At 66.6% G+C, this 22,984-nt stretch carries 24 protein-coding genes; 2 read left to right on the plus strand and 22 right to left on the minus strand.

The features are described from left to right. Positions 1-3 precede the first annotated feature (3 nt). The 19 genes from EJC47_RS02370 to arfB form a co-directional block, all read right to left on the minus strand. Positions 4-1,338: a bifunctional folylpolyglutamate synthase/dihydrofolate synthase gene (locus EJC47_RS02370; RefSeq protein WP_126845328.1), complete on the minus strand. Its 1,335-nt coding sequence runs from the start codon at positions 1,336-1,338 to the stop codon at positions 4-6. Continuing rightward, positions 1,338-1,724: an endonuclease domain-containing protein gene (locus EJC47_RS02375; RefSeq protein ID WP_126845329.1), complete on the minus strand. Its 387-nt coding sequence runs from the start codon at positions 1,722-1,724 to the stop codon at positions 1,338-1,340. The genes EJC47_RS02370 and EJC47_RS02375 overlap by 1 nt, the downstream gene beginning before the upstream one ends. A 110-nt stretch (positions 1,725-1,834) precedes the next feature. Beyond that, a complete protein-coding gene (gene accD / locus EJC47_RS02380; protein ID WP_126845330.1) occupies positions 1,835-2,695 on the minus strand; it encodes an acetyl-CoA carboxylase, carboxyltransferase subunit beta in 861 nt (286 codons plus the stop codon). Continuing rightward, positions 2,692-3,492 (minus strand): tryptophan synthase subunit alpha, encoded by an 801-nt coding sequence (gene trpA / locus EJC47_RS02385; protein WP_126845331.1) that lies wholly within the window; start codon positions 3,490-3,492, stop codon positions 2,692-2,694. Before trpA ends, accD begins: the two co-directional genes overlap by 4 nt. Next, on the minus strand, positions 3,489-3,800 hold the full coding sequence (locus EJC47_RS02390) for a cupin (protein WP_126845332.1): 312 nt from the start codon (positions 3,798-3,800) through the stop codon (positions 3,489-3,491). Before EJC47_RS02390 ends, trpA begins: the two co-directional genes overlap by 4 nt. A 52-nt stretch (positions 3,801-3,852) precedes the next feature. Continuing rightward, positions 3,853-4,239, minus strand: coding sequence for a hypothetical protein (locus EJC47_RS02395; RefSeq protein ID WP_126845333.1), 387 nt, complete (start codon positions 4,237-4,239; stop codon positions 3,853-3,855). Continuing rightward, the gene (gene trpB / locus EJC47_RS02400) at positions 4,236-5,465 is read right to left on the minus strand and encodes a tryptophan synthase subunit beta (protein ID WP_126845334.1); all 1,230 of its coding nucleotides are present in this window, start codon (positions 5,463-5,465) and stop codon (positions 4,236-4,238) included. Before trpB ends, EJC47_RS02395 begins: the two co-directional genes overlap by 4 nt. Positions 5,466-5,592: 127 nt before the next feature. Then, the gene (locus EJC47_RS02405) at positions 5,593-6,231 is read right to left on the minus strand and encodes a phosphoribosylanthranilate isomerase (protein ID WP_126845335.1); all 639 of its coding nucleotides are present in this window, start codon (positions 6,229-6,231) and stop codon (positions 5,593-5,595) included. A gap of 107 nt (positions 6,232-6,338) precedes the next feature. Beyond that, positions 6,339-6,692 (minus strand): VOC family protein, encoded by a 354-nt coding sequence (locus EJC47_RS02410; protein ID WP_126845336.1) that lies wholly within the window; start codon positions 6,690-6,692, stop codon positions 6,339-6,341. A gap of 4 nt (positions 6,693-6,696) precedes the next feature. Next, the gene (gene pyrF / locus EJC47_RS02415; RefSeq protein WP_033966940.1) at positions 6,697-7,371 is read right to left on the minus strand and encodes an orotidine-5'-phosphate decarboxylase; all 675 of its coding nucleotides are present in this window, start codon (positions 7,369-7,371) and stop codon (positions 6,697-6,699) included. Beyond that, positions 7,368-7,691, minus strand: a complete 324-nt coding sequence (locus EJC47_RS02420) for a DUF1049 domain-containing protein (protein ID WP_126845337.1) — start codon at positions 7,689-7,691, stop codon at positions 7,368-7,370. Before EJC47_RS02420 ends, pyrF begins: the two co-directional genes overlap by 4 nt. A gap of 174 nt (positions 7,692-7,865) precedes the next feature. Next, on the minus strand, positions 7,866-10,160 hold the full coding sequence (locus EJC47_RS02425) for a patatin-like protein (protein WP_185867539.1): 2,295 nt from the start codon (positions 10,158-10,160) through the stop codon (positions 7,866-7,868). Next, positions 10,160-10,852 carry an endonuclease/exonuclease/phosphatase family protein gene (locus EJC47_RS02430; protein ID WP_126845339.1) on the minus strand — a complete coding sequence of 231 codons (693 nt, stop codon included), beginning with the start codon at positions 10,850-10,852 and terminating at the stop codon, positions 10,160-10,162. Before EJC47_RS02430 ends, EJC47_RS02425 begins: the two co-directional genes overlap by 1 nt. Positions 10,853-10,985: 133 nt before the next feature. Then, positions 10,986-12,389 carry an efflux transporter outer membrane subunit gene (locus tag EJC47_RS02435; protein WP_126845340.1) on the minus strand — a complete coding sequence of 468 codons (1,404 nt, stop codon included), beginning with the start codon at positions 12,387-12,389 and terminating at the stop codon, positions 10,986-10,988. Between the two features lie 8 nt (positions 12,390-12,397). Then, a complete protein-coding gene (locus tag EJC47_RS02440; RefSeq protein WP_126845341.1) occupies positions 12,398-15,595 on the minus strand; it encodes an efflux RND transporter permease subunit in 3,198 nt (1,065 codons plus the stop codon). Between the two features lie 129 nt (positions 15,596-15,724). After that, the gene (locus tag EJC47_RS02445; protein ID WP_126845342.1) at positions 15,725-16,996 is read right to left on the minus strand and encodes an efflux RND transporter periplasmic adaptor subunit; all 1,272 of its coding nucleotides are present in this window, start codon (positions 16,994-16,996) and stop codon (positions 15,725-15,727) included. Continuing rightward, entirely contained in the window at positions 16,993-17,388 is a 396-nt protein-coding gene (locus tag EJC47_RS02450) for a hypothetical protein (RefSeq protein ID WP_033967064.1), read from the minus strand. Before EJC47_RS02450 ends, EJC47_RS02445 begins: the two co-directional genes overlap by 4 nt. A 327-nt stretch (positions 17,389-17,715) precedes the next feature. After that, positions 17,716-18,330: a TetR/AcrR family transcriptional regulator gene (locus tag EJC47_RS02455; RefSeq protein ID WP_126845343.1), complete on the minus strand. Its 615-nt coding sequence runs from the start codon at positions 18,328-18,330 to the stop codon at positions 17,716-17,718. 80 nt (positions 18,331-18,410) lie between these two features. Next, a complete protein-coding gene (gene arfB / locus EJC47_RS02460) occupies positions 18,411-18,833 on the minus strand; it encodes an alternative ribosome rescue aminoacyl-tRNA hydrolase ArfB (RefSeq protein WP_033967061.1) in 423 nt (140 codons plus the stop codon). Between the two features lie 96 nt (positions 18,834-18,929). Between arfB and EJC47_RS02465 the strand changes: the two genes are divergently transcribed. After that, positions 18,930-19,415, plus strand: a complete 486-nt coding sequence (locus tag EJC47_RS02465) for a GAF domain-containing protein (RefSeq protein WP_126845344.1) — start codon at positions 18,930-18,932, stop codon at positions 19,413-19,415. 113 nt (positions 19,416-19,528) lie between these two features. Next, a complete protein-coding gene (locus EJC47_RS02470) occupies positions 19,529-20,425 on the plus strand; it encodes an RcnB family protein (RefSeq protein ID WP_260591449.1) in 897 nt (298 codons plus the stop codon). Between the two features lie 9 nt (positions 20,426-20,434). Here EJC47_RS02470 and EJC47_RS02475 read toward each other — a convergent pair whose 3' ends face one another. The 3 genes from EJC47_RS02475 to EJC47_RS02485 form a co-directional block, all read right to left on the minus strand. Next, the gene (locus EJC47_RS02475; RefSeq protein ID WP_126845345.1) at positions 20,435-21,745 is read right to left on the minus strand and encodes a M28 family metallopeptidase; all 1,311 of its coding nucleotides are present in this window, start codon (positions 21,743-21,745) and stop codon (positions 20,435-20,437) included. 73 nt (positions 21,746-21,818) lie between these two features. Continuing rightward, positions 21,819-22,421 carry an anthrone oxygenase family protein gene (locus EJC47_RS02480; protein WP_260591450.1) on the minus strand — a complete coding sequence of 201 codons (603 nt, stop codon included), beginning with the start codon at positions 22,419-22,421 and terminating at the stop codon, positions 21,819-21,821. Positions 22,422-22,499: 78 nt separating this feature from the next. Then, the gene (locus EJC47_RS02485; protein WP_126845347.1) at positions 22,500-22,955 is read right to left on the minus strand and encodes a universal stress protein; all 456 of its coding nucleotides are present in this window, start codon (positions 22,953-22,955) and stop codon (positions 22,500-22,502) included. Between the last annotated feature and the right edge of the window lie 29 nt (positions 22,956-22,984).

The following is a 22,984-nucleotide window of genomic DNA, read 5'->3' on the forward strand; positions in this document are numbered from 1 at the left end:
GAGTCAGTCGGGCGCTTCGTCGTTCGCCGAGAGCACTTCACCGGCGAGGTAGAGCGAGCCCAGAATCAGTACGATCGGCGGCTCGGCCGGGTCGGCAATCTCGGTGATGTCGCGCAATGCGGCCGCGATGTCGGGCGCGGTATGCGCGGCGATACCAAGATCGTGGGCGATCGCCGCGAGCATGGCGGGTGCGTGATGCTCATGCTGCGGCACTGGCACCGCATGGAGTGTGGTGGCGACGCGCGCAAAGGGCGCGAGCAGGCCGAGCGGATCCTTATTGGCGAGCATCCCCAGCACCAGATGCACCTCGCTGCGCCCGATGCCGGGATGCGCGATCGCATCGAGCGTGGCGGAGATGGCGGCAGCGGCGGCGGGGTTGTGCCCGCCATCGAGCCAAAGCTGGCTGCCGGGCGGGAGCAGCGCGGTCAGCGGCCCGGCGTGCAGCCGCTGCATCCGCGCGGGCCAGCGCGTGTCCAGCGCGGCGGCGGTATAGGCTTCGGGCGGGATGGCGAGTGCGCTCTGGTGACGCAGCAAGGCGATGGCGAGCGCGAGGTTCTCGGGCTGGTGCGGCCCGGCGAGCGTCGGCAGCGGGGTTTCGATCTGGCCCGCCGCATCGGTGTAGATCAGACGATCGGCCTCGACGGTGAAACGCCAGTCGGTGCCGGTCGGCAGCACGGTCGCGCCTGCCGCCTGCGCCACCTCAGCGACGCGCTGCGTGATCGATGCGGGATAGCGCATCGTGACCAGCGGAACCCCGGCCTTGGCGATCCCGGCCTTCTCCCCCGCAATCGCTTCGGCGGTATCGCCCAGAAAGCTCTGATGATCGATGCCGAGCTGCGCGATGCCGGTGGCGATCGGGCGGGACAGCACGTTGGTGGCATCGAGCCGCCCGCCGAGCCCGACCTCGATGATGCACGCATCTGCTGGCGTGCGGCTGAAGGCGAGGAACGCGGCGGCCGTGGTCACTTCGAAGAAGCTCGCGCCGATGCCCTCGGCATGATCCAGGACGTCTGCCAGGAGCGCGGCCAGCGCTTCGTCCTCGATCAACCGCCCGGCAAGGCGGATGCGCTCGTTGAAGCGCACGAGGTGCGGGCTGGTGTAGACGTGCGCGGTGAGCCCTGCCGCCTCGATCGCCGAGCGCAGGAAGGCGCAGGTCGAGCCTTTGCCGTTGGTGCCCGCGACATGGATCGTCGGCGGCAACCGGTCCTGCGGGTTGCCGAGCCGGTCGAGCAGGGCGGTGATCCGCTCCAGCCCCAGAATATCGGCACCGGGCGAGAGCGACCATAACCGGTCGAGCTGCGTCTGCACGGCGGCATTGGTCGAGGTGGCGTGGTCCATTATAAACTCCCCTCCCGCTCGCGGGAGGGGTTGGGGGAGGGGCTGCGAGCACCCAGCACGCTCACCACCCGCGCGATCTCTGCGACGACCCCATCAAGGTTCCCCAGCACGTCGTTGTTCCAGAAGCGAATGACCTGATACCCTTCGGATTGGAGATAGCGTGTACGCTCTTCGTCCTGCTCGCGCCTGTCGCCATGGGTGTCGCCATCGACTTCGATGATGAGCTTGAGGCTGCGCGCGACGAAGTCGCAGATGAACGGGCCAATCGGCACTTGGCGGTTGAAGCGGAACCCCGCGACCTTGCGCGCACTGATCGCGCGCCACAAGCGGACCTCGGCTGCGGTTGGCGTGCTGCGTAGCGCTCGGGCTTTGGTCCGTTGCTCCATTCCCTCCCCCAACCCCTCCCGCAAGCGGGAGGGGAGTTTTATGGCCCCTCTCCCGCGCTTCGGCTTCGCCTCGCTTGCCCTCTCCCCGCGAGCGGGGAGAGGGAGATTAATCAGGCCGCCTGCTTCGCGCTGCAGAGGTAATCGATCAGGCTTGCCAGCGTCGCGCGCAGGTCGCGGCGGTGCTTCACCATGTCGATCATGCCGTGTTCCAGCAGATATTCGGCGCGCTGGAAGCCGTCGGGCAGCTTTTCGCGGATCGTCTGCTCGATCACGCGCTGTCCGGCGAAGCCGATCAACGCGCCCGGCTCGGCAATCTGCACGTCGCCGAGCATCGCATAGCTCGCCGTCACGCCGCCCGTGGTCGGGTCGGTCAGCACCACGATATAGGGCAGGTCGGCATCGTGCAGCATCGCGATCGCCACGGTCGCGCGCGGCATCTGCATCAGGCTGAGAATGCCCTCCTGCATGCGCGCACCCCCGGCGGCGGTGAAGATGATGTACGGGCAGTTGTCGGCAATCGCGGTCTCGACCCCGCGCACGAACGCCTCACCGACCGCCAGGCCCATCGACCCGCCCATGAACGCGAAGTCCTGCACGCCGATCACGGCCTTATGCCCCTCGATCGTGCCACGCGCGGTGATCAGCGCGTCGCCTTCCGAGGTCGCGACGCGCGCCGCCTTGATGCGATCGACATAGCGCTTGGTATCGCGGAATTTCAGCGGATCGTCGGGCACCTTGGCCAGCGGCACGATGCTGTAGCTGCCCGCGTCGAACACATATTTGAAGCGCAGCAGCGGCCCGATGCGATCATGATGGTCGCAATGCGGGCAGACATAGAGATTGTCCTCCAGCTCCTTGACGAAGGTCATCGTCCCGCAGCCCTTGCACTTGTGCCACAGGTTGTCGGGCGTCTCCATCTTGGCGGGGACGACGTAAGCGAGCGCGTTGCGCACGCTGGTAAGCCAGCTCATGCGAGTTCCTTCCGGGCGGCGTGAATCGCCTGCGACAGGGATTGAATATAGGTTTTGACAGCGGCCGGTGCAGCGGCACCGTGTTGGCCGACCAGATCGACGATCGCCGAGCCGACCACCACGCCGTCCGCCACGCGCGCGATCGCGGCGGCCTGTTCGGGGGTGCGCACGCCGAAGCCGACCGCAACCGGCAGATCGGTATGCGCCTTCAGTCGCGTGACCGCCGCATCGATCGAGGTTTGCGCGGCCTGTTGCAGCCCGGTGATGCCGGCGACCGACACGTAATAGAGGAAGCCGCTCGCCCCCTCCAGCACGGTCGGCAGGCGCGTGGCATCGGTGGTCGGCGTGGCGAGGCGGATCTGGTCGATGCCAACCGCGCGCAGCGCCGGGCCGAGTTCGGGGTCTTCCTCGGGCGGGATGTCGACGCAGATTACGCCATCGACCCCGGCATCGCACGCGGCCTTGGCGAACCATTTACCGCCGCGGATTGTCATAGGGTTGGCATAGCCCATCAGCACCAGCGGCACTTGCGGGTGCCGCGCGCGGAAGCTCTTGGCGATGGCGAGGATGTCGGCAGTGCGCGTGCCCGCCGCCAGGCTGCGGATATTGGCGGCCTGGATCGCGGGGCCATCGGCCATCGGATCGGTGAACGGCATGCCCAGCTCGATCACGTCCGCGCCGCCTTCGACGAGCGCGTCGAGAATGGCCGGGGTGGCGTCCGGGGTGGGATCGCCCGCGGTGACGAAGGCGACGAGCGCGGGATGGCCTTTGGTGAAGGCGTCGGCGAGGCGGGTCATTCGGAGTCCTTGCGCTCTACTACCAGAATTCGCGCGGCCCCGACCGGGTGCGCGACATGTTCGTCCCCATCCTCGACCGAGACGCCGTCCCCGGCGTGAAGCCGAACGACCTGCTCCACGCCGTCTTCGCGATAATGCATGTCGACCACGCCTTCGAGCACGGCGAACACTTCACGGCCCGTATTGCGGTGCCAGCGATAGGGCTGGTCGGTCCAATGCAGGCGCACTGCCACGTCTCCGAAATCGCCCAGCAGGCTGCTGCCCCAGGCGCGATCGGCGGTGAAGGCCTTTGCGGAAAAGGCTTTCATCGCTGCATCTCCAGCGTTTGGGCGAGGATAGGGATGTCGGCGGTGGGGCGGGTCATGCGAGATTGTCTGTCGGGAAGCGGACGAAGGTGAGTAGCGAAGTAAGAAGCAAGATCGGGAGTCCCAGGTAAAAACCGAACACAACGAGGCCTGCGACAGGCCCTACGCTAGGCTCGGGGAGCAGCAACGTCGAGCCTGCGGTCAGGCACGCGCAAATGAGCGCTGTCCACGGTAGGGAGCGCACGAACCGGAGTTTCGCGGACGCATGTCTTGGTAAGACAAAGCGCAGTGCCACTGAAAACGCCAGAATGTACAGGAGCTTCACGATGTCCGAGCCAAACGCGTTGATCGAGCCCAGCATCCAAAGTCCAAAAACCAACACGATCAGCCCGACCATCGCAATCTGACGGCTTTGGTCGAACGATATGTTGGTAACCGTCATATCTTCACCCCCAGCGCCTCGGCGACGGTGAAAATATCCTTGTCCCCACGTCCGCACAAATTCGCCAGGATGATCTGGTCGCTGTCCATTTCGCGTGCGCGCTTGGCGACGGCGGCGATGGCGTGGGATGGCTCCAAAGCGGGGATGATGCCCTCGGTCCGGCACAGCAACTGGAACGCGTCCAGCGCCTCGCTATCGGTGATCGAGGTATATTCCACCCGGCCGATCGAGTGCAGCCAGCTATGTTCGGGGCCAATCCCCGGATAATCGAGCCCGGCCGAGATCGAATGCGCTTCGGTGATCTGGCCGTCCTCGTCCTGCAGCAAATAGGTCTTGTTGCCGTGGAGGATGCCCGGCGCGCCACCAGCGAGGCTGGCGGCATGTTCCTTGTCGAGCCCGCGCCCGGCGGCTTCGACGCCGAGCATCATCACGTCGCCATCGTCGAGGAAGGGGTGGAACAGCCCGATCGCGTTCGACCCGCCACCGATCGCCGCGACCAGCAAATCGGGTAGGCGGTTGATGCGGCTGAGCATCTGCGCGCGCGCTTCGATGCCGATCACGCTTTGGAAATCGCGCACCATTTCGGGGTAGGGATGCGGGCCCGCCGCGGTGCCGATGATGTAGAAGGTGTCGTGGACGTTGGCGACCCAGTCGCGCATGCCCTCGTTCATCGCATCCTTCAGCGAATGCGATCCGCTCGTCACCGGGCGCACTTCGGCCCCCAGCAGCTTCATGCGGAACACGTTGGGGGCCTGCCGCTCAATATCCTTGGCGCCCATATAGATCACGCAAGGAAGACCGAAGCGCGCGCACACGGTCGCGGTGGCGACGCCGTGCTGGCCCGCGCCCGTCTCGGCGATGATGCGCGTCTTGCCCATGCGCATCGCGAGCAGGATCTGCCCGATGCAATTGTTGATCTTGTGCGCGCCGGTATGGTTGAGTTCGTCGCGCTTGAACCACACTTGCGCACCTTTGCCCTCGGGTGCGCCTTCGCGCAGGGCCTCGGTCAGCCGCTCGGCATAATAAAGCGGGCTCGGGCGGCCGACATAATGTTCGAGCAGATCGTCGAACTGCGCCTTGAAGGCCGGGTCGGCCTTGGCGGCGCGATAGGCGGTGTCGAGTTCCAGCACGAGCGGCATCAGCGTCTCGGCGACATAGCGGCCGCCAAAGTCGCCAAAATGCCCACGCTCGTCGGGCTGGGTGCGGAAGGAGTTGGGGGCGTTCATAGCGGTGCCGTTTAGCAGGTGTAGAGCGCCAGCCAACCCCGTTCGCCCTGAGCGTGTCGAAGGGCCGCACGAAATCTGGCGGGCTGGGCGGCGACGCGGTGCTTCGACAGGCTCAGCACGAACGGAATCAGAGGTCGCGCACGACCTCCAGAAACGCGCGGATCTTGGTCGCGTCCTTGATTCCGGCCGCGCTTTCCACGCCCGAGGAGACATCGACCAAGGTCGCCTTGGTCACCGCCACCGCCTCGGCGACGTTCAGCGGATCGAGCCCGCCCGATAGCGCCCAGGGTAGCGGATGGCGGAAACCGTCGAGCAAATGCCAGTCGAAGCGCACGCCCATGCCCCCGGGCAGCGCCGCGCCGGGCGGGGTCTTGGCGTCGTACAAAATGCGATCGGCGACACCGCCAAAGGTCTCGGCCAGCGCGAGATCGGCGCGGGTCCGCACAGCCACCGCCGCCCAGATCGGCAGGCCGCTGCGTGCCTTGATCGCGGCGGCGCGGGCCGGGGGCGTATCGTGCAATTGCAGCACGTCGAGCTGTCCGGCTGCGATCGCCTGATCGACCAGCGTATCGTCGGGGTTCACCATCACGCCGACGCGCGCGACATGGCCCGGCACGCGCGCCGCCAGTTGCGCCGCACGATCGCGCGAGAGGTTGCGCGGGGAGGGCGCGAAGAACACGAAGCCGACATGGCTCGCCCCGCCGGCAATCGCCGCGTCGAGCGTCTCGGGCGTCGATAGCCCGCAAATCTTGGCAGTGGTGGTCATGTCCTTCGTCACCCCGGACCTGTTCCGGGGTCCACCGTGCCGCTCCTGCTGGCGGCGCGGGTCTTGCCGCACTGTGGATGCCGGAACAAGCCCGGCATGACGAAGCGTCAGTGCGGCGCATCCTCCGCGACGTGCCACAATACCCCGGCCGGATCGACCAGGAAGCCGACACGAATCCCCCAGGGCTGCAGCTTGGGCGGGGTCGGCTCGCGCACCCCGAAGCGTTGGGCGAGGTCCGCGGTGCGCGGCCACCACGCATCGAGATCGGCGACGAACAACTGATGCATGCTGTTGCCAGCGAATTCCTCGACATAGAAATTCTGCAGCAACAGCCCCGCGCCCTCATACTCGAAGATTGCGACGCTCTCGTCATGATAGCCGAGCGTGAAGCCGATCGCGCTATAGAACGCCTTCGACACCTCGAAATCGCGTGCCGGAATGAAGGGGCGGATCAGCGCCATCGGCTTATAGCGTCCCGGCAATCTCGCGTGCGGCAAGGTCGGGGTCTTCGGCCTGGGTGATCGGGCGACCGATCACCAGGATCGACGCACCGGCATTCACCGCCGCGCGCGGCGTGACGACGCGCTTCTGGTCGCCGACGACACCGCCCGCCGGGCGCACGCCGGGGACGACGAAGAAGCCCTTGGGCCACAGCTTATGCGCGGCGGCGACTTCCTCACCCGAGCAGACCACGCCATCGACGCCGGCATCGCGCGCCAATTCGGTCAGCCGCAGCACTTGTTCGTGCGGGTCGCCCGAACAGCCGATCGATTTGAGGTCGGCCCCGTCGAGGCTGGTTAGCGTCGTCACCGCCACCACCTTGGTGCCGAGCGGGGCGGCCGCCTTGGCATCCTCCAGCATCGCGCGGCCCCCGGCGGCGTGGACGGTCAGGATCGCCGGGTCGAGCCCGCGCAAAGCCATGATCGCCTTGGCGACGGTGTTGGGAATGTCGTGCAGTTTCAAGTCGAGGAAGATCGGGAGGCCGAGTTCGGCCATGTCGCGCACACCAGCGCGGCCATTGGCCATGAAGAATTCGAGGCCGAGCTTGATGCCCCCGACATGGTGGCGGACCTTGCTCGCCAGCGCGCGCGCTTTGTCCAACTCGGGCGTATCGAGCGCGACAAACAGACGGTTGCTCATGCGGCGTGCTCCGAGGCGGGGGCCTCGACCAGATCGGGCAATTGCGCGGGTGCGGGCGGCGGGGCCATGGCCGCTCGCAGATCGGCGAGCGTGCGTTCGGCGGTGGCGAGCCGGTTGCGCAAGCGCCAGCGCAGCGTCGAATGCCAGGCGAGCGTTGGCAGCAGCCCGGCAAGGAAGGTCAGCAGCAGCAGCAGCGGCAAATTGATCAGCGCCTCCACCCCGCCCCACAATTGTACGGTAACGCTGGTCCAGTTTTCCAGCGTGAAGATCGCCGCGATGAAGGCAATGAGGCACCAGAAGAGGATTTTCAGAAATTGCATGGGCGAAGGTTAGTGCGAACGCGTCACGATTGCCAGCCTGCTTCCTCATCGCTTCCTCCCCCCCTGGAAGGGAGGGGGCAGGGGGTGGGTCGGCTCATGGCGGGGGGGACGCCCGAATTACGGGCCAACCCACCCCCAACCCCTCCCTTCCAGGGAGGGGAGAAAGAAGGGGCACTACCCGATTTCGCGGCGCAGCGTTTCAAACAGGCCGGGCACGGCGGTCAGTTTGGGCTCCTCCTCGTCGAGGATGGCGAGGAACAGCGCGCGCTTGATCGCGGCGGTGCGGCCGGGCTTGAGCGTGCGGGCGGGGTCGAGCGCGGACAGCACGATGTCGATCAGGCGTTCCGCGCCGTGGAGCCGCCCCCACAGATAATCATTCTCGCGGTAAGCGCGGCTGAAGAAGGCGCCGAAACTGTTGAGCTGAATGCCCTTCAACGTCGCCTCCGCGCCACCGCTGCGAATGCCGGTGGCATCGTCGGGGCAAATGCGATCGACCTTGATCGGGTCGAACTCGTCGAGCCCTTCGCCTTGCAACAGCGGCAGCGTGGCGACGTCGAAATAGGGGAAACCGAGATAGCTGAGCAGGATCGGCCGCTTGATCTCGCGCGCCAGCCCGGCAAAGGCAGTGGCGAGGCGTTCCTCGGTGCGCAGGTCGAGCGCCCGCAGGTCCATCGCTGCGCCCAGCTTGTCGAGCAACGGCCCGGCATTGCCGCGCAGCAACCGCACGTCCTTGCCCAAGGCGAGATAGCGATCGGTGCGCTTGCATTCGAGATAGTCGGCAAGGCTCATATAGATTGCCTCGCGGATCGAATCGAGTTCGGCATTGGGCTGGTCGCCTTCGAGATCGGTGATGCGCCGCGCGAGCAAACGCAGGCGGCGCAAGCGAAAACCAAGATCGAAGGTGCGCAGGAAGGCGATCGTGGTCGCGCTCGCTCCGCCCGAAAAACTCGGCTGCATGTCGTCGAAACCGCGCGCGCTGACCGCATCGGCGATGTGGCGACGAATGCCGCGCCAGCGCTGCGGGCCGGGCTCGCCGCCCGCGTGATGCAGCAGATCGGTAATCGTCTCGACCACGCCGTTGATCTTGAGGTGGCCATAAGCGGCATAGCCATAGCCCGCGCTCTTGGCGGCGGCGGTCTGCGCGCGCTGGCGCCATGCCGCAAGCCGGGCAGGCGTCGGCGAATCGAGGAACAGCGTGTAGCCGAACAGCGCCTCGACCTGCTTTTCCACCTCGGGCCGGATTGCGGAGATGATCGCGCGCATCCGCTCGATCCGGCCTGAGCGTTCGGCGATTTCCTCGAGATTGTCGCGAATCGGCTGTTGGCGCGGCAGCTCCGAAATCGCGCCGATGATCGTCTGGAAAAAGCCCGGTGCCCCCGCCTTGGTCGACCCAAAACCGAAGCCGCCGCGCGGGTGTGGGTCGATATAGACGAAGCGCCGGTCGACCTGCCGCCGCGCCGGGCGTTCGCGCAGTGCCTCGATCGCGGGACGGAACGGCGCATTGTTGAGCACCGAGCCATCGATCAGCACCGCATTGTCGGCGGCATTGGCGGCGGCCTGGCGCGGCAGGATGCGTTGCAGGAAAGCGGCGCGGTTGATCCACGGCACTTTGCGCGCCTCCAGCACGCGATCGAGTTCGCCGACCATGAAGGGCGGGAAGGCTCCCGGGAAGCTGGAAGTGGCGCGCGCCGCGAAGGCGAGTTCGGCGGGGTGCGCCAGCGTTTCCGAAGCGAGCCCGTGATCGGTGAAAGGCACAATCACGCGGTGCTCGGTCTCGACCACTTCGGGCGGCGAGTTGAGCCGCAGCCGCTCGGGATGGCCGCGAAAATCGGTGACGGTGACGAACAGGTCGAGCGGCTGGCCATCGGGTAGCAGGCGCGGTTCGCGTGGTGCGGCGGCCATCGCGTCGAGCGCATCGAGGATCAGCCCGGTGAAGCGCTCGCCCCCAAAGGGCGGCTCGAACCAGCGCGAGCGCACGAAATGCGACAGCTTCGCGCGGACTTCGTCGCGGGCAGCGGGCTCGACCGTGGCGTCGATGCCATCGGTGCTGCGCCGTGCCGCCATCCAGGCCAGCGGTAGCGCCCAGATCTTGGTCATCGGGTGGGCCGGGGCCTGCTTTTCATCGACCAAAGCCTCGATATCGGCGGAATCGAGCCACAAATCGGTCAGCGGTTCCAGGCTTTGCCCGGCGCTGATCGCTTGCGCCAGGAACACGCCGTTGATGCCGCCCGCGCTTGCCCCGGCGATGATGTCGATCAGCACGCGCAGCCGCAGCCCGGTCTCGGTCTCGATTTCCTCCAGCAGCGTGCGATACACGCCCTCGCTGCCGCCGACGGGCGCGGTTGCGGCGTGGAAACCGTGACTGGCGCGCGCCAGCCGCCAGATCTCCTTGGTGATGCCGTGCATGTACACCGCCAGGCTGATCCCGCCATAGCAGACGAGCGCGAGGCGGAGTTCTTTTTCGCGCATCACAGCGGCTCCAGCATCGCCCAGATGGGCAGATGGTCCGACGCGCGCCGCGCCAGCGCGCTGTCATGCACGCCGCAGCCGAGCACGCGAAAGCCGCGCGTCATGATCCGGTCGAGCCGCCCGACCGGGCGACGCGCGTGGAAGCTAGGGCCGGTCGGCACGCTGGGATACTCCCGCCCGAAATCGTGCAGGCAGCCGCCGCGTGCGGTCCATTCATTGAGGTCGCCCATCAGCACCGTCGGCAGCGGGGCGGGGCAGGCGTCGATATGCGCGAGGATCGCGCGCGCCTGCCGCCTGCGCCACAGGCCTGACAGATCGAGGTGCATCCCGAGCACGCGGATCGTGCCGGTGTCGATCGCAACATCCGCACGGATCGCGCCGCGCGGTTCGAGCGCGGGCAAATGCAGCGACGTGGCCGCGCGCACTGCGCTCCCTTTGCGCACTAGCATCGCATTGCCGTGCCATCCCATGCTGGCCCCGTCATGCCCGAAGGAGACGGCGTGCCACGGCGAATGGTCCTCGATCAGCGCGTGCGGGATGACTTGCGCTTTGGTGCCGAAGCGACGGTCGGCCTCTTGCAGAGCGATCACGTCGCCATCGATCTCGCGCAGCACATCCAGGATGCGGCGCGGATCGCGGCGGCGATCCAGCCCGATGCCCTTGTGCATATTGTAGCTGACGACCTTGATCATCGCGCGCTCGCGCGGGACCGAGCGGCCACACGCGACCGCCGTCTGCAGCGGCAGGTCGCGGTGCCAAAACCGGGGTCGTTAGGAACGATCACCGACCCCGGTTAGGGATTTCGCACGCTTTGGGAAAGGGGGACTAGCTGACCCGGGTCTGCCAGCCGCCGCCCAGTGCCCGGAACAGGTCGATTTGCGCGTCGGCGATGCGCGCGTCGGCGGCGGCCACGTCGGCATCGGCATCGGCGAAGGTGCGTTCCGCATCGAGTACGTCCAGAAAATCGATCGTCCCTTCGCGCTGACGGGCGCGGGTGATGCGGGCCGCCGTCTCGGCATTGTCGCGCGCGGATTGCAGTTGCTCGCGCCGGTCGAGTTCGCGGGCATAAGTCGACAGCGCGGTTTCGGTTTCCTCCAGCGCAGTGAGCACGCTGCCATCGAAGCTCGCGAGCGCGCCGCGCGTGTCGGCCTGCGCACCTGCGATCTTTGCGCGGGCGGCGGATTGGTTGAGCGACCAGTTAAGCAAGGGCCCGACCAGCCAGCGCACCGGGCCGCCGGTGAACAGGTCGTCCAGCGAAGGCCCCGTCACCCCGCCCGATCCGCCGAGCGTGATATGCGGGTACAGGTCGGCGGTCGCCACCCCGATCCGCGCGGTCGCGGCGGCCAGGCGGCGTTCGGCGGCGCGCACGTCGGGGCGGCGCGCGAGGAGCCCGGCCCCGTCACCGACCGGGATCGGCTGGTCGAGCCGCGGTGTGGTGGTGCGGGCACTTGCCGCAGCGGGCAACTCCTGGGGGGTGCGGCCCGTGAGCGTCGCTAGGCGGAACAACGCCGCCTGACGCTCGGCAATGATCGCGGGGACGAGCGCGGCGCGCTGGTCGCGCAGCGTCGCGATGCGGACATAATCGAACTTGGTCGCGCGCCCGGCGTCGACACGCTTGCCGGTCAGTTCGGCGGATTTGCTCAGCAAGGCAACGATGCGTTCGGCCACCGCCTGCCGTTCGGCAGCAGCGGCGGCGTCGACATAGGCGCGGGTGGTGGCCGCGACGATTGCCACGCGCACCGCATCGGCATCGGCGGCAGAAGCCGCGACATCGCCGCGTGCCGCCTCGATATTGCGGCGGACACGACCGGCGAGATCGACTTCATAGGAGACGTCCAACCCCGTATCGAACACCGCCGCTTCGCGGTTGCTGCCGGGCAGGCGCTGCGATTGCGGCAAACGGCCATAGGTGCCGCTCGCGCCTGCGGTTACCTGCGGCAAGCGGTCGGCCCGCGTGCCGCGCAGCGACGCCTTGGCCGCATCGAGCCGCGCCACCGCGACGCGCAGATCGGTATTGGCGGCAAGCGCATCGGCGACCAGCGCATCGAGCGCCGGATCGCGGTACATCCGCCACCAATTCTGGTCTGCGGGCGTGGTGACGGTCGCCGTATTGGCGGTGACGAACGGCGCGGTGGCGCTTGGTGGCGCGATCGGTGCGACATAGTTGGGCCCGACGGCGCAAGCGGAGAGCGCGAGCGCGGAGAGGCTGGTGAGGAGGGCGGCTTTCATGATCGTTCCTATTCGGCTGGCTGCAGCGCGTGGGGCGCGACGGGGCCATATGGCTCGACGGGGGCGGGGCGGCGGCGCTCGAGCCGCTTCGCCAGCGCCCGCGCGACGACGTAGAAGGTAGGGGTGAAGAGCAAGCCGAAGCCGGTGACGCCGATCATCCCGAAGAACACCGCCGTGCCGAGCGCCTGACGGAGTTCGGCACCGGCACCTTCGGCAATCACCAGCGGCACGGCGCCGAGGATGAAGGCGAAGCTGGTCATCAGGATCGGGCGCAACCGGTCCCGCGCCGCCCGCACCGCCGCCTCAACTGGCGACAGGCCATCCTGCTCCTCGGCCTGCTTGGCGAATTCGACCACGAGGATCGCATTCTTGGCGGCAAGCGCGATCAGCACGACGAGCCCGATCTGCGTGAGGACGTTATTGTCCATGCCGCGCAGGTTCACCCCGGTCATCGCCGCCAACAGGCACATCGGCACGATCAGGATGATCGCAAGCGGCAGCGTCAGGCTCTCATATTGCGCGGCGAGCACCAGGAAGACGAACAGCACCGCCATGCCGAAGACGAGGCCAGCCGTGCTGCCCGCCGATTTCTGCTGGAAAGCGATGCCGGTCCATTCATGCGCATAGCCGGTCGGCAAGGTGCTATCGGCCAGCTTCTCCATCGCAACCAGCGACTGGCCCGAGGAATAGCCCCTGGCGGTGTCGCCATCGACCTCGACTGCCGGGAACAGATTGTAGCGCACGACGCGATACGGCCCGGTCTTGTCACGGAAGGTCGAGACCGATCCGATCGGCACCATCTGCCCGGTGTTCGAGCGCGTCTTCAGATTGGCAATGTCGGCGGTGGTGTTGCGGAACGGTGCATCGGCCTGCGCAGTGACGCGATAAGTGCGCCCGAGCAGGTTGAAATCATTGACGAAGGCCGAGCCGAGATAGACCTGCAACGCCTCGAACACGCGTTCGGGCGGTACGCCCAGCAGATTGGCCTTGGTACGATCGACATCGGCGAAGATGCGCGGGGTGGCGGTATCGAAGAAGGTATAGACTTGGGCGAGGCCCTTGGTCTGGTTGGCCTGTCCGATCAGGCCATAAGCGGTCTTGCCCATTTCGGGATAGCCATGCCCCTGCAGGTCCTGCACCATCATGCGATAGCCACCGGCCGAGCCGATCCCCTGGATCAGCGGGGGCGGGACGATCAGCAGCCGCGCTTCGTTGATGTCGGCAGTGGCTTTCTGCGCCTCGGCCATGATCCCGGCGAAGGTGACGCCGAGCTTCTGGCGCTCCTCGAAGCTTTTCAGCGGGATATAGGCGGCGGCGCTGTTGGGGGCGAGCGTTTGCGACGGGCCGTCAAACCCGGCGAGCATGACCGCGCCTTTGACGCCTGCAAGCGGCAGGATGCGCTTGGCGACCTTCTGCATCACCGCATCGGTGCGCTCGACCGAGGAGCCGGGGGGTAGCTGGATGACGGTGAGGAAGTAGCCCTGATCCTGCGCGGGCACGAAGCCCGAGGGTGTGACGGTGAAGACAAAGGCGGTGAGCGCGATCAGCGCGCCGTATGCCAGCATCATCTTGCGCGGCGCGGTGACGAGACGATGGGTGAGGGTGCCATAAGCGACGCTCATCCGCTCGAAGCCGCGGTTGAAGCGGTCCCCCGCGTTGCGCACGAAGCGCGCTAGGCGGCCACCCGAATCCGCCGGGGCGTGCGGCTTGAGCAGCATCGCCGCGAGTGCTGGCGACAGTGTGAGCGAGAGCAGCAGCGAGATGATCGTCGCGGTCGAGATCGTCACCGCGAACTGGCGGTAGAAGGCGCCCGACAGGCCGGTGAGGAACACGGTCGGGATGAACACCGCGCACAGCACCAGCACGATCGCGACGAGCGCGCCCGACACTTCGTCCATCGACTTGCGCGCTGCCTCCAATGGAGAAAGCCCGTGTTCGAGGTTGCGCTCGACATTCTCGACCACGACGATCGCGTCATCGACGACGATGCCGATCGCCAGCACCAGCCCGAACAGCGAGAGGTTGTTGAGCGAGTATCCCACCGCCGCCAGCACCGCGAAGGTGCCGATCAGCGAGACCGGGATCGCCACGATCGGGATGATCGCCGCGCGCCATTTCTGCAGGAAGACGAGGATGACGAGGACGACCAGCACCATCGCCTCGATCAGCGTGTGCTTCACCGCGTCGATCGACTGCGCGATGAACTCGGTCGGGTTGTAGATGACGCGGTAGGCGAGGCCCTTGGGGAATTTCTTCGACATCGCTTCCATCTCGGCCGACACCGCTTGCGCGGCGGCGAGCGCGTTGGAGCCGGGACGCTGGAACACGGCGGCGATGACGGTTGGCTTGCCGCTGATATAGGTGTTGGCCCCATAATCCTGCGCGCCGAGTTCGACGCGGGCGACGTCCGATACCTTGACCTGGCGGCCGTCCTTGTCGGTGCGGATCACCACATCGGCGAATTGCTTGGGGTCGGTCAGGCGGCCCTGCGTCTCGACGTTGAGCTGGAAGGCGTTGCCGGTGGCATAAGGCGGCTGGCCGAGCGTGCCGGCGGCGACCTGGACGTTCTGCGCGCGCAAGGCGGCGACGATTTCGCCTGCGGTCAGATCGAGCGCGGCGGCGCGACCGGGGTCGATCCAGATGCGCATCGAATAATCGCGCGCGCCGAACAATTGCACGTCGCCGACGCCATCGATGCGGCTGAGGCGATCGCGCACCTGCGTCAGTGCGTAATTGGAAATGTATCCGCGATCGAGCGAGCCGTCGGGCGAGACGAGGTTGACCACCATCAGGAAGTCCGGGCTGGTCTTGCGCGTGACGACGCCCAGGCGCTGCACATCCTCGGGCAGACGCGGCACGGCAACCGCGACGCGGTTCTGCACCAGCACCTGCGCGGCATCGAGGTTGGTGCCGATCTTGAAGGTGACGGTGATCGTCAATTTGCCATCACCGGTCGATTGCGACGACTGGTACAACATGTTGTCGACGCCGTTGATTTCCTGCTCGATCGGCGCGGCGACGGTTTCCGCGACCGTCTCGGCCGAGGCACCGGGATAGACCGCGCTGACGGTGACGGTCGGCGGCACGATGTCGGGATATTGCGACACCGGCAGGCCGAGATAGGCGATCAGCCCGACGATGGTGATGACCACCGCGATGACCCCGGCGAAGATCGGCCGGGTGATGAAGAAGCGCGAGAAGCGCATGGTGCATGTTCCTAAACGGCGGCCACACCCCATCCTTCCCCGGCGGAGGCCGGGGCCCAGGAGTGGAACGGCAGTGATTGGAGCCGAGAGGCGATCCCGACTGGGCCCCGGCGTGCGCCGGGGTGGAGTTTATTTCGACAAAGTCGCCTCGCCCGCGATCGGCTGCGCGGCTGGCGCATCGGCACTCGCAGACGCCGCGATCTTGCCGACGGTGGGCGCGACCTTGGCACCGGGCATCGCCATCTGCGTGCCCTTGATGATGATGCGGTCGTTCGGGCCAACCCCGGAGCGGATCACCCGCATCCCATCGACCACCGCGCCGAGCGTCACCGGCTTGGGCGTGACGACATTGTTGGCATCCACCGTCAGCAGGATTTTCCGCGCCTGGTCGGTCTGCACCGCATCATCGGGGACGAGCAAAGCAGGCTTGGTCCCGGCACTGGCGAGCCGCATGTTGCCGAACATGCCCGGCGTCAGGAACAACCCCGGATTGGGCAGCACCGCGCGGCCGCGGATCGTGCCCGAATGCGTGTCGAGGCCGTTATCGGTAAAGTCGAGCTTGCCCTTCCAGCGGTGGCTGGTCTCATCCTGCAACTGGATTTCCACTGCGGGCGCGGCGGCACCTGGTTGGCGGTTGCGCTGCGTCTTGAGGAACAACGCCTCCGACCCGTCGAAGGTGAAGTAGATCGGGTCGAGCGCGTTGATCGTCGTCAGCACCGTGCCTCCGGTGCCTTCGCCGCCCGCGACCTGGTTGCCCGGGTCAACCCGGCGATCGGAGATGCGCCCGCCGATCGGCGCGCGGATCTGGGTAAAGGACATGTCGAGCGCGCGGGCGCGGACGCGGGCTTGTGCCGCCGCCAGCGCCGCTTGCGCCGCCTGGAGTTTGCCGCGCAGCGCATCGATTTCCCCGGCGGAAACCGCATCATCGGCAATCAGCCGCGTTGCACGCCCAAGATCGTTGCGCGCCAGCACCAGCGCGCTCTGTGCACTAGCCTCATTGGCGCGTGCCTCAGCCAACGCGGCGGCAAAGGGGCGGGAGTCGATCGTGAACAGCAACTGGCCCTGCTTCACGACTTCGCCATCGCGGAAGTGGACGCCGGTTACTTCGCCCGCCACGCGCGGTCGCACTTCGACGGTCCGGCTTGGGGCAAAGCGGCCGACATAATCGTCCCATTCGCTGATCTCGCGCACCAGCGGGGTGGCGATGGTGACGGGCGCGGGCGGCGGCGCGGCGGCGACCGCATCGGAATGATCGAACAGCTTCACGCCGATCACACCGGCAATGGCGATCGGCACGATGATGGCGGTGCGTTTCTGCCAGCGAGTCCACCGCTTTACAGGCGGATGCGACGCGTCGGGAACGACATTTTGGGTGGTGTCGATGGGGGCAATCATATTCATGCGGCGATCCTCTGGTCGGTCCGGCCGACGCGCATGCCCGTCACGCTGGTGACGAGCGTCTCCATCTGCGCTTCGCTGAAGCCGACTGAATGGAAGTGGTGAATTTCAGACATGGGCAGCGCGAACCCGCGATGACGGGCCAGCACCGCCGCGCGGCGCAACGCTTCCAGCTTGGGGTCGGCCAGCCGTGAGGACGGGCCGCGCCCGAACAGGCTACCCAGCGCACGCGACATGCGGCCTGGTTCGGTCAGGCTGGCGAGCGTGTCGCGCTGGGCGAGCGCGATGACGCTCCATTCGAGTGCGGAGAAGCCCTCCTGCGGGGTCGTCGCGGCATCGTCGGTCGACGTCGTGACGGGGCCAGCGAACATTGAATCGATATCCAGATAAGCCATGAAAAATCCCCCTTTTGGGTCTTTGGCAATCCTGTGGGCGAACAGCCCCGAGCGGGAACGAGCGGTCGTCCCGGCAAAACTGTCTTCAAGCGTGCAAATCCTGGGCAGCAAGCGCGCGGCGCTCCTGTCGACCAGCTATGAAAAGTGGAACGCCAGTCGGTCGAACCGCTGACGGATCAATCAGATGAGTGCGACGGACATTGGCGGAGACCCTTTTTCCGACACCGGCTCCACATCAGGCCCCGGTTTGAATACCATTTGGTATATAAAGCGGTTGTGCAGTGCGTCAACCGCTTTCTGTACCGGTCGGAATATTTATTCCGGTCCTTACTGTGTCGGCCAGACCGCCATGCTGGTTTCGACCAGTTGCGACAGTTCTTCGCAGGTGGCACCAGAGCCGCCCTGAATCGCCAGACCCTGGAGGATGGCGAACAGATAGCGGGTCAGCGCGGCCGGGGTCATCCCGTCGGGCAGTTCGCCCGCCGCCTGGGCCTGTTCGAAGCGCGCGATCAAGGCGGCTTCCGAAGAGGCACGGCGCTTGACGACCTCGGCCTTGATCGGTTCGGCTTCGGCACCGCAGGTGGCCGAACTGATGACTCCAAGGCAGCCCTTGGGGTCGCACGTACTCATCTGAATTTCGAGCGCCCCGCGCAGCAAGCGCTCGGCCACGCCGCGTGCGGTCGGCGCTTCGAGTGCCGACTTCATATAGGCCAGCTTTTCGCGCTCGTAGAGGTCGAGTGCCTTGTGAAACAACGCTTCCTTATTGCCGAACGCCGCATAGAGGCTGGGCTTGGTGATGCCCATCGCGCTGGTCAATTCGGTCATCGACGCGGCTTCATAGCCATTGCGCCAGAACACCAGCAACGCCGCCGCCAACGCTTCGTCGACGTCGAATTCGCGCGGGCGGCCTTTCGTGGCTGGGAGGGAACAAACGCTATTCATACCGAGCGGTATATAGGCCGCTGTCGCCAAAGGTCCAGTGTCGTGATTGTCCGAGGCGCGCGACAGAGCCTTTGCGCCCCCTAGTCGGTAACGCGGCCGCGCAGCGACTTTACCGTCGAACGTTTGGTTTTGCCCTCCATCCGCTTGGCCTTGGCGGCTTTGGAGGGCTTGGTCGGGCGGCGGCGCTTGGGGACGATGGTCGCTTCGCGTATCAGCTCGATCAGGCGTTCGCGCACCTCCTGGCGGTTGAGCAATTGCGAACGTGCGCCTTCGCTGCGCAGCACCAGCACGCCGTCGCGCGTGAGGCGCGAGCCCGCCAGCACCGCCAGCCGGTTCTTCACCGCATCGGGCAGCGATGGCGATGCGCCGACATCGAAGCGCAACAGCACGGCGCTGTCGGTGGTGTTGACGTGCTGTCCGCCGGGGCCCCCGGCGCGGGTGAAGGATTCCTGCAGCTCGTCGCTGTCGATGCTGATCGATCGGGTGACGGGAATGGCGACCATGTGCGTCCTCCTAAAACATGCGCGCGCTTTGGTCGATTGGTTGCGGGCTTGTTCCGTCCCCCATGCTTCGCCAAATGGAGCGCGACGGAGATAGCAATGTACGATTTTACGATTTCGGCGGAGTCCAAGGCCGAGCTTTACCGGGACCTGCTCGCCGCGCTCGACGCGCTGACCGCGGGGGAGCCGGACGCGATTGCCAATATGGCCAATGTCGCGGCGCTGATCTGGCAATATCTGCCCGATCTCAACTGGGCGGGTTTCTATCGTCTGGTTGGCGGGGAACTCGTGGTGGGGCCGTTTCTGGGCAAGCCCGCCTGCATTCGCATCGCCATCGGCGACGGGGTGTGCGGCACGGCGGCGGCGACGCTCCAGACGCAATTGGTGGAGGATGTCCACGCCTTTCCCGGCCACATCGCCTGCGATGCGGCGAGCCGGTCGGAACTGGTCGTGCCAATCGTTCATGACGGGCGTTTGATCGGCGTGCTCGATCTCGACAGCCCCACGCCCGCGCGCTTCGACGCTGCGGATGCGGCGGGGTGCGAAGCGCTGATGGCGGTGCTGGGACCACGTATCGCGGGGTGATCCGTTTCGGGACACACCCGAATGTGGCGGAAAACTGCGGAAAATGGTAATCCGGACGTTAATGAGTTGGTGACGTGCCTTTGGGGGGCGGCACCGCAACCGGAGAGTTTACCATGCGAACCCTAGCTCTTGCTGCCCTCACAATGGTTACCGCGTTCGGCGCGGGCGGGGCGGAAGCGCAGCGAATCGGGCAGGGTGGCGGTGCCGCCGGGGCCCCTTATCCGGTGCCATCCTATCCCGCACCGTCGATGCCGGCACCGCCACAGCAGATGCCGCCGGTGGCCTATCCCGGCCAAGCCGCGCCGCCGCAGTCCTATCCCGCACCTTCTTACCCGGGTCGCCCGCCGCAGCCGAGCGTGCCACGGCGCTGGGGTGGCAACAATGGCGGGCACTGGTCGGGTGGGAACAACGCACCCGGAGGCTGGAAGGCCTATCGCCGCCCGCATCGCGGCTATGCGTTGCCGCAATATTGGTTCTCGCCGAGCTTCTATATCGCCGATTACGGCAACTACGGCCTCGCCCCGCCGCCTGCGGGCTATAGCTGGCATCGCTATTATGACGACGCCGTGCTGGTCGATGGGCGCGGGCGCGTGTGGGATTCGGTGAACGGGCTCGATTGGGACGGCGCGGGCTATGGTCAGGGCGGATATGACGGCTATGCCAGCGGCTACAGCCAATCCTATGGCCCGTCTTACGGTTCGCAGCCTTACATTTCGCTGCCTCCGGTCGTGCAAAACGGCACCGTGACCACCTATTCGACCGGTGGTTATGTCCAGGGCGGCTATGCAGCGAGCGGCTATGCTTATGCTGGTCCGACGACGACCGTGGTGATCCAGGGCCCGCCGATCGTGACGACGACCACCACCACGACCGAATATATCGAGGAATCTCGGACGCGCTATGTCGCGGCGCGCCGGGTCTATCGCGCCGCGCCAAAGCGGCATTATCGTCCCGTGCGGCGGCCGAGCTGTGGCTGCCGCAAGGTCGAACAGCCGGTCCAGGGGAGCTAACGCGGCCGCTTAGCCGCGCGGTTCGGGGCCGGCAAAGGTCACCAGGCTTTCCGCCCCGTTCGCCGCGACCGCGCCGACCCCGACGAAATGGTCGTCGATGCTGATGTCCTTCAGCACCGTGCTGGTGGCGGAGGCGGGGACATCGGTGGATTTCTGCCAGTCCTGCGCGTCATTGCGACGCCAGTGGATACGATAGGCGGCGGCACCCGCGACCGGTTTCCACTTCACTGTGGTGTCGAAGCTCAGCGCGCCCGCGACCGTCACGCCCTCCGGCGCGGCGGGGGCGGCGGCGAGGCGGCGGATGGTGGCGACGTTGATCGCGGTGACCTTGGCGAGATAGGGGAAATCCATCTTGTCGACGGTGTCGCCGTAAGCGATGCCGTTTTCCACACGGACGTCCTGGTGCTGCTGCGTCCAGTTTTCGGCCCCGACCGAGAAGCGGACCGCAGGATAGCCGAGTTTCAGGAACGGCTCATGGTCGCCGCCGCGCCCGAAGCGATCGGGGCGGCGATCGACGAACACGCCGAGCCCGCCGGGTAGCGTGCCGGCCACTCCATCGATCGCCTTGGCGAGGGCGCGCGACGGGCCGTCATCCTCGCCGCCATTGCCGCGCCGTGCCATTTGCGCGGGCACGTCCTCGGCCGCGCGGATCCCTTCGGAAAAGACGCGGACGCGGTCGGCGACGCGCACGCCATTCTGGCCCATCGTGTTGCCGACGATATCGTTGTTGAGCATCGCGGAGACGGTCCAGCCGCGCTGCTTGGCGGTTTCGGCCAGCAGCGTGCCGCCGAACAGCCCCTGTTCCTCACCCGAGAACACGGCATAGACGATCGTCGCGCGGAATTTTTCCTTGGACAGGATCCGCGCCGCTTCCAGCACCAGGGCGACGCCCGAGCCATCGTCATTCGCACCGGGGGCGTCGTGCGTGGCGTCCATCGCGTCGCTGACGCGGCTGTCGATATGCGCGCCGACGATGATCACGCGCTTGGGGTCGAGCCCTTGCTGGAAGCCGAGTACGTCGACCACGTTGACGCCGTTCGGCGCGCGCGCGTTGGTGAAGGTGCGCGCGATATTGGCGGCCGTAATGCAGCCGTCGCACGCATCGGCAATCCGCGTCATTTCGCCAGCAACCCACGCCCGCGCGGCACCGATGCCGCGCACCGGATCATCGGCGGAAGAGAGCGTGTGGCGCGTGCCGAAGCTGACGAGTTTTTCGACGGTGGCCTTCAGCCGTGCCGGGTCCGGGGCGGTATCCTGCGCGAAAGCGGGGGTGGTGAGCGTCGCGATGGCGAGCGCGGCTGCGGTGGGGAGGGAACGCATGGGCATATGGTGGCGGGATATCGGAACCGACGCAAGTTGCTGTCCGCCGTCCCCAGAAGGCGGGATTGGCGGGCTAGATGTTCGAGACGAACCAGATGACGAACGCGGCCACGCCAGCCAGGAAAGCCCAAAGCAGCAACCGGACGACCAGCGAATCGCGTGGAGCCACCTCGGTTGGCCACGGCAAGGTGAGCGCGCGCAGCGCCGCAACGAACGCGGCCGCCGCACCTGCGACGCGCACCCAGTCCAGTTCCACCCATTGCCGGGCCATGGCGACCGATTCGGCGTCTGATATCGTGTCCCGCGGGGAGGCGATGCCGTGATACCACAGCGCGGCATTCATCGGCCAAAAGGCGATGACGGTCAGCACGAGCAGCGCCAGAATACCGAGCGACGGGACGCATAGCAGCCAGCGATAGCGCCACGGCGTCGTCCAGCCCGCCGCCAGCGCGCCGAACGCGGCAATCAGCATCGCTGCCGAAAAGGGGATGAAGAACACACCGGTATCGACTGGCCACGCTTTGCCATAGGGCATCATCGCCAGCGAATGCGGCGGATGGGCACTCCACGCCCCGGCAAGCACGATCAGATCGAAGAGCTTCGCGCCGAGCAAGGGGCCACCGACCAGCACCGCCAGCCACAGGAACGCTTTGGTGATATGCTCGCGACGGGTCATCTCCGACATCCCTATACCGTTCCGAAATCCCTGTACCGTGCTCGTTCGCGTCCGTTTAGCGATTTCGGGTGCGCCGGATCAGCTCAGCCGGTCGATCGCCTCGCGGTCGAGCGAGCCGGGGATGATCATCAGCGGGATGGTCAGGGCACCGGTGTCGGCTCCGGCGAAATGCGCGACCAGCGGGCCGGGCGCGCCGCTCGCCGCTGCCGCCAGCACCAGCGCGGCGATGTCGGGGTTGGCGGCGATCATCTCGCGAATGACCTTGGGGCCTTCGCCCTGACGCACCGTGATCTGCGGCTTCAGGCCCGATTCTTCGATCAGGGCCCCCGCCGCTGCCGCCACCAGTCCCTCGGCATGGTGCCGCGCTTCTTCCTCGATCGTCGCCTGCACTCCGGCAAAGGCGGTAAATTCGGTGGGGGGTACGAGCGCCAGGATTTCCACCCCGCCGCCGGTCTTTACCGCGCGCCGCGCGGCAAAGCGCAAGGCGATGCTGCTTTCGGGCGTCTCGTCGATCACCACCAGATAAATGCGCATTGTCGCCCGCCCCCTGAAGCGATTGTCGC

Source organism: Sphingomonas sp. TF3 (assembly GCF_003985085.1).
GTDB lineage: Bacteria > Pseudomonadota > Alphaproteobacteria > Sphingomonadales > Sphingomonadaceae > Sphingomonas.

Excerpts from the sequence above, each read along its gene's own strand:
- EJC47_RS02440 (WP_126845341.1), bottom strand. The coding sequence starts at position 15,595 with ATGCGCTTCTCGCGCTTCTTCATCACCCGGCCGATCTTCGCCGGGGTC.
- trpB (WP_126845334.1), bottom strand. The coding sequence starts at position 5,465 with ATGAACGCCCCCAACTCCTTCCGCACCCAGCCCGACGAGCGTGGGCAT.
- EJC47_RS02455 (WP_126845343.1), bottom strand. The coding sequence starts at position 18,330 with ATGAATAGCGTTTGTTCCCTCCCAGCCACGAAAGGCCGCCCGCGCGAA.
- EJC47_RS02370 (WP_126845328.1), bottom strand. The coding sequence starts at position 1,338 with ATGGACCACGCCACCTCGACCAATGCCGCCGTGCAGACGCAGCTCGAC.
- EJC47_RS02475 (WP_126845345.1), bottom strand. The coding sequence starts at position 21,745 with ATGCGTTCCCTCCCCACCGCAGCCGCGCTCGCCATCGCGACGCTCACC.
- accD (WP_126845330.1), bottom strand. The coding sequence starts at position 2,695 with ATGAGCTGGCTTACCAGCGTGCGCAACGCGCTCGCTTACGTCGTCCCC.
- EJC47_RS02435 (WP_126845340.1), bottom strand. The coding sequence starts at position 12,389 with ATGAAAGCCGCCCTCCTCACCAGCCTCTCCGCGCTCGCGCTCTCCGCT.
- EJC47_RS02430 (WP_126845339.1), bottom strand. The coding sequence starts at position 10,852 with ATGATCAAGGTCGTCAGCTACAATATGCACAAGGGCATCGGGCTGGAT.
- EJC47_RS02450 (WP_033967064.1), bottom strand. The coding sequence starts at position 17,388 with ATGGCTTATCTGGATATCGATTCAATGTTCGCTGGCCCCGTCACGACG.
- trpA (WP_126845331.1), bottom strand. The coding sequence starts at position 3,492 with ATGACCCGCCTCGCCGACGCCTTCACCAAAGGCCATCCCGCGCTCGTC.
- EJC47_RS02445 (WP_126845342.1), bottom strand. The coding sequence starts at position 16,996 with ATGAATATGATTGCCCCCATCGACACCACCCAAAATGTCGTTCCCGAC.
- EJC47_RS02470 (WP_260591449.1), top strand. The coding sequence starts at position 19,529 with ATGCGAACCCTAGCTCTTGCTGCCCTCACAATGGTTACCGCGTTCGGC.
- EJC47_RS02465 (WP_126845344.1), top strand. The coding sequence starts at position 18,930 with ATGTACGATTTTACGATTTCGGCGGAGTCCAAGGCCGAGCTTTACCGG.
- EJC47_RS02405 (WP_126845335.1), bottom strand. The coding sequence starts at position 6,231 with ATGACCACCACTGCCAAGATTTGCGGGCTATCGACGCCCGAGACGCTC.
- EJC47_RS02485 (WP_126845347.1), bottom strand. The coding sequence starts at position 22,955 with ATGCGCATTTATCTGGTGGTGATCGACGAGACGCCCGAAAGCAGCATC.
- EJC47_RS02410 (WP_126845336.1), bottom strand. The coding sequence starts at position 6,692 with ATGGCGCTGATCCGCCCCTTCATTCCGGCACGCGATTTCGAGGTGTCG.
- EJC47_RS02395 (WP_126845333.1), bottom strand. The coding sequence starts at position 4,239 with ATGACGGTTACCAACATATCGTTCGACCAAAGCCGTCAGATTGCGATG.
- EJC47_RS02420 (WP_126845337.1), bottom strand. The coding sequence starts at position 7,691 with ATGCAATTTCTGAAAATCCTCTTCTGGTGCCTCATTGCCTTCATCGCG.
- EJC47_RS02480 (WP_260591450.1), bottom strand. The coding sequence starts at position 22,421 with ATGACCCGTCGCGAGCATATCACCAAAGCGTTCCTGTGGCTGGCGGTG.
- EJC47_RS02425 (WP_185867539.1), bottom strand. The coding sequence starts at position 10,160 with ATGCGCGAAAAAGAACTCCGCCTCGCGCTCGTCTGCTATGGCGGGATC.
- EJC47_RS02390 (WP_126845332.1), bottom strand. The coding sequence starts at position 3,800 with ATGAAAGCCTTTTCCGCAAAGGCCTTCACCGCCGATCGCGCCTGGGGC.
- EJC47_RS02375 (WP_126845329.1), bottom strand. The coding sequence starts at position 1,724 with ATGGAGCAACGGACCAAAGCCCGAGCGCTACGCAGCACGCCAACCGCA.
- arfB (WP_033967061.1), bottom strand. The coding sequence starts at position 18,833 with ATGGTCGCCATTCCCGTCACCCGATCGATCAGCATCGACAGCGACGAG.
- pyrF (WP_033966940.1), bottom strand. The coding sequence starts at position 7,371 with ATGAGCAACCGTCTGTTTGTCGCGCTCGATACGCCCGAGTTGGACAAA.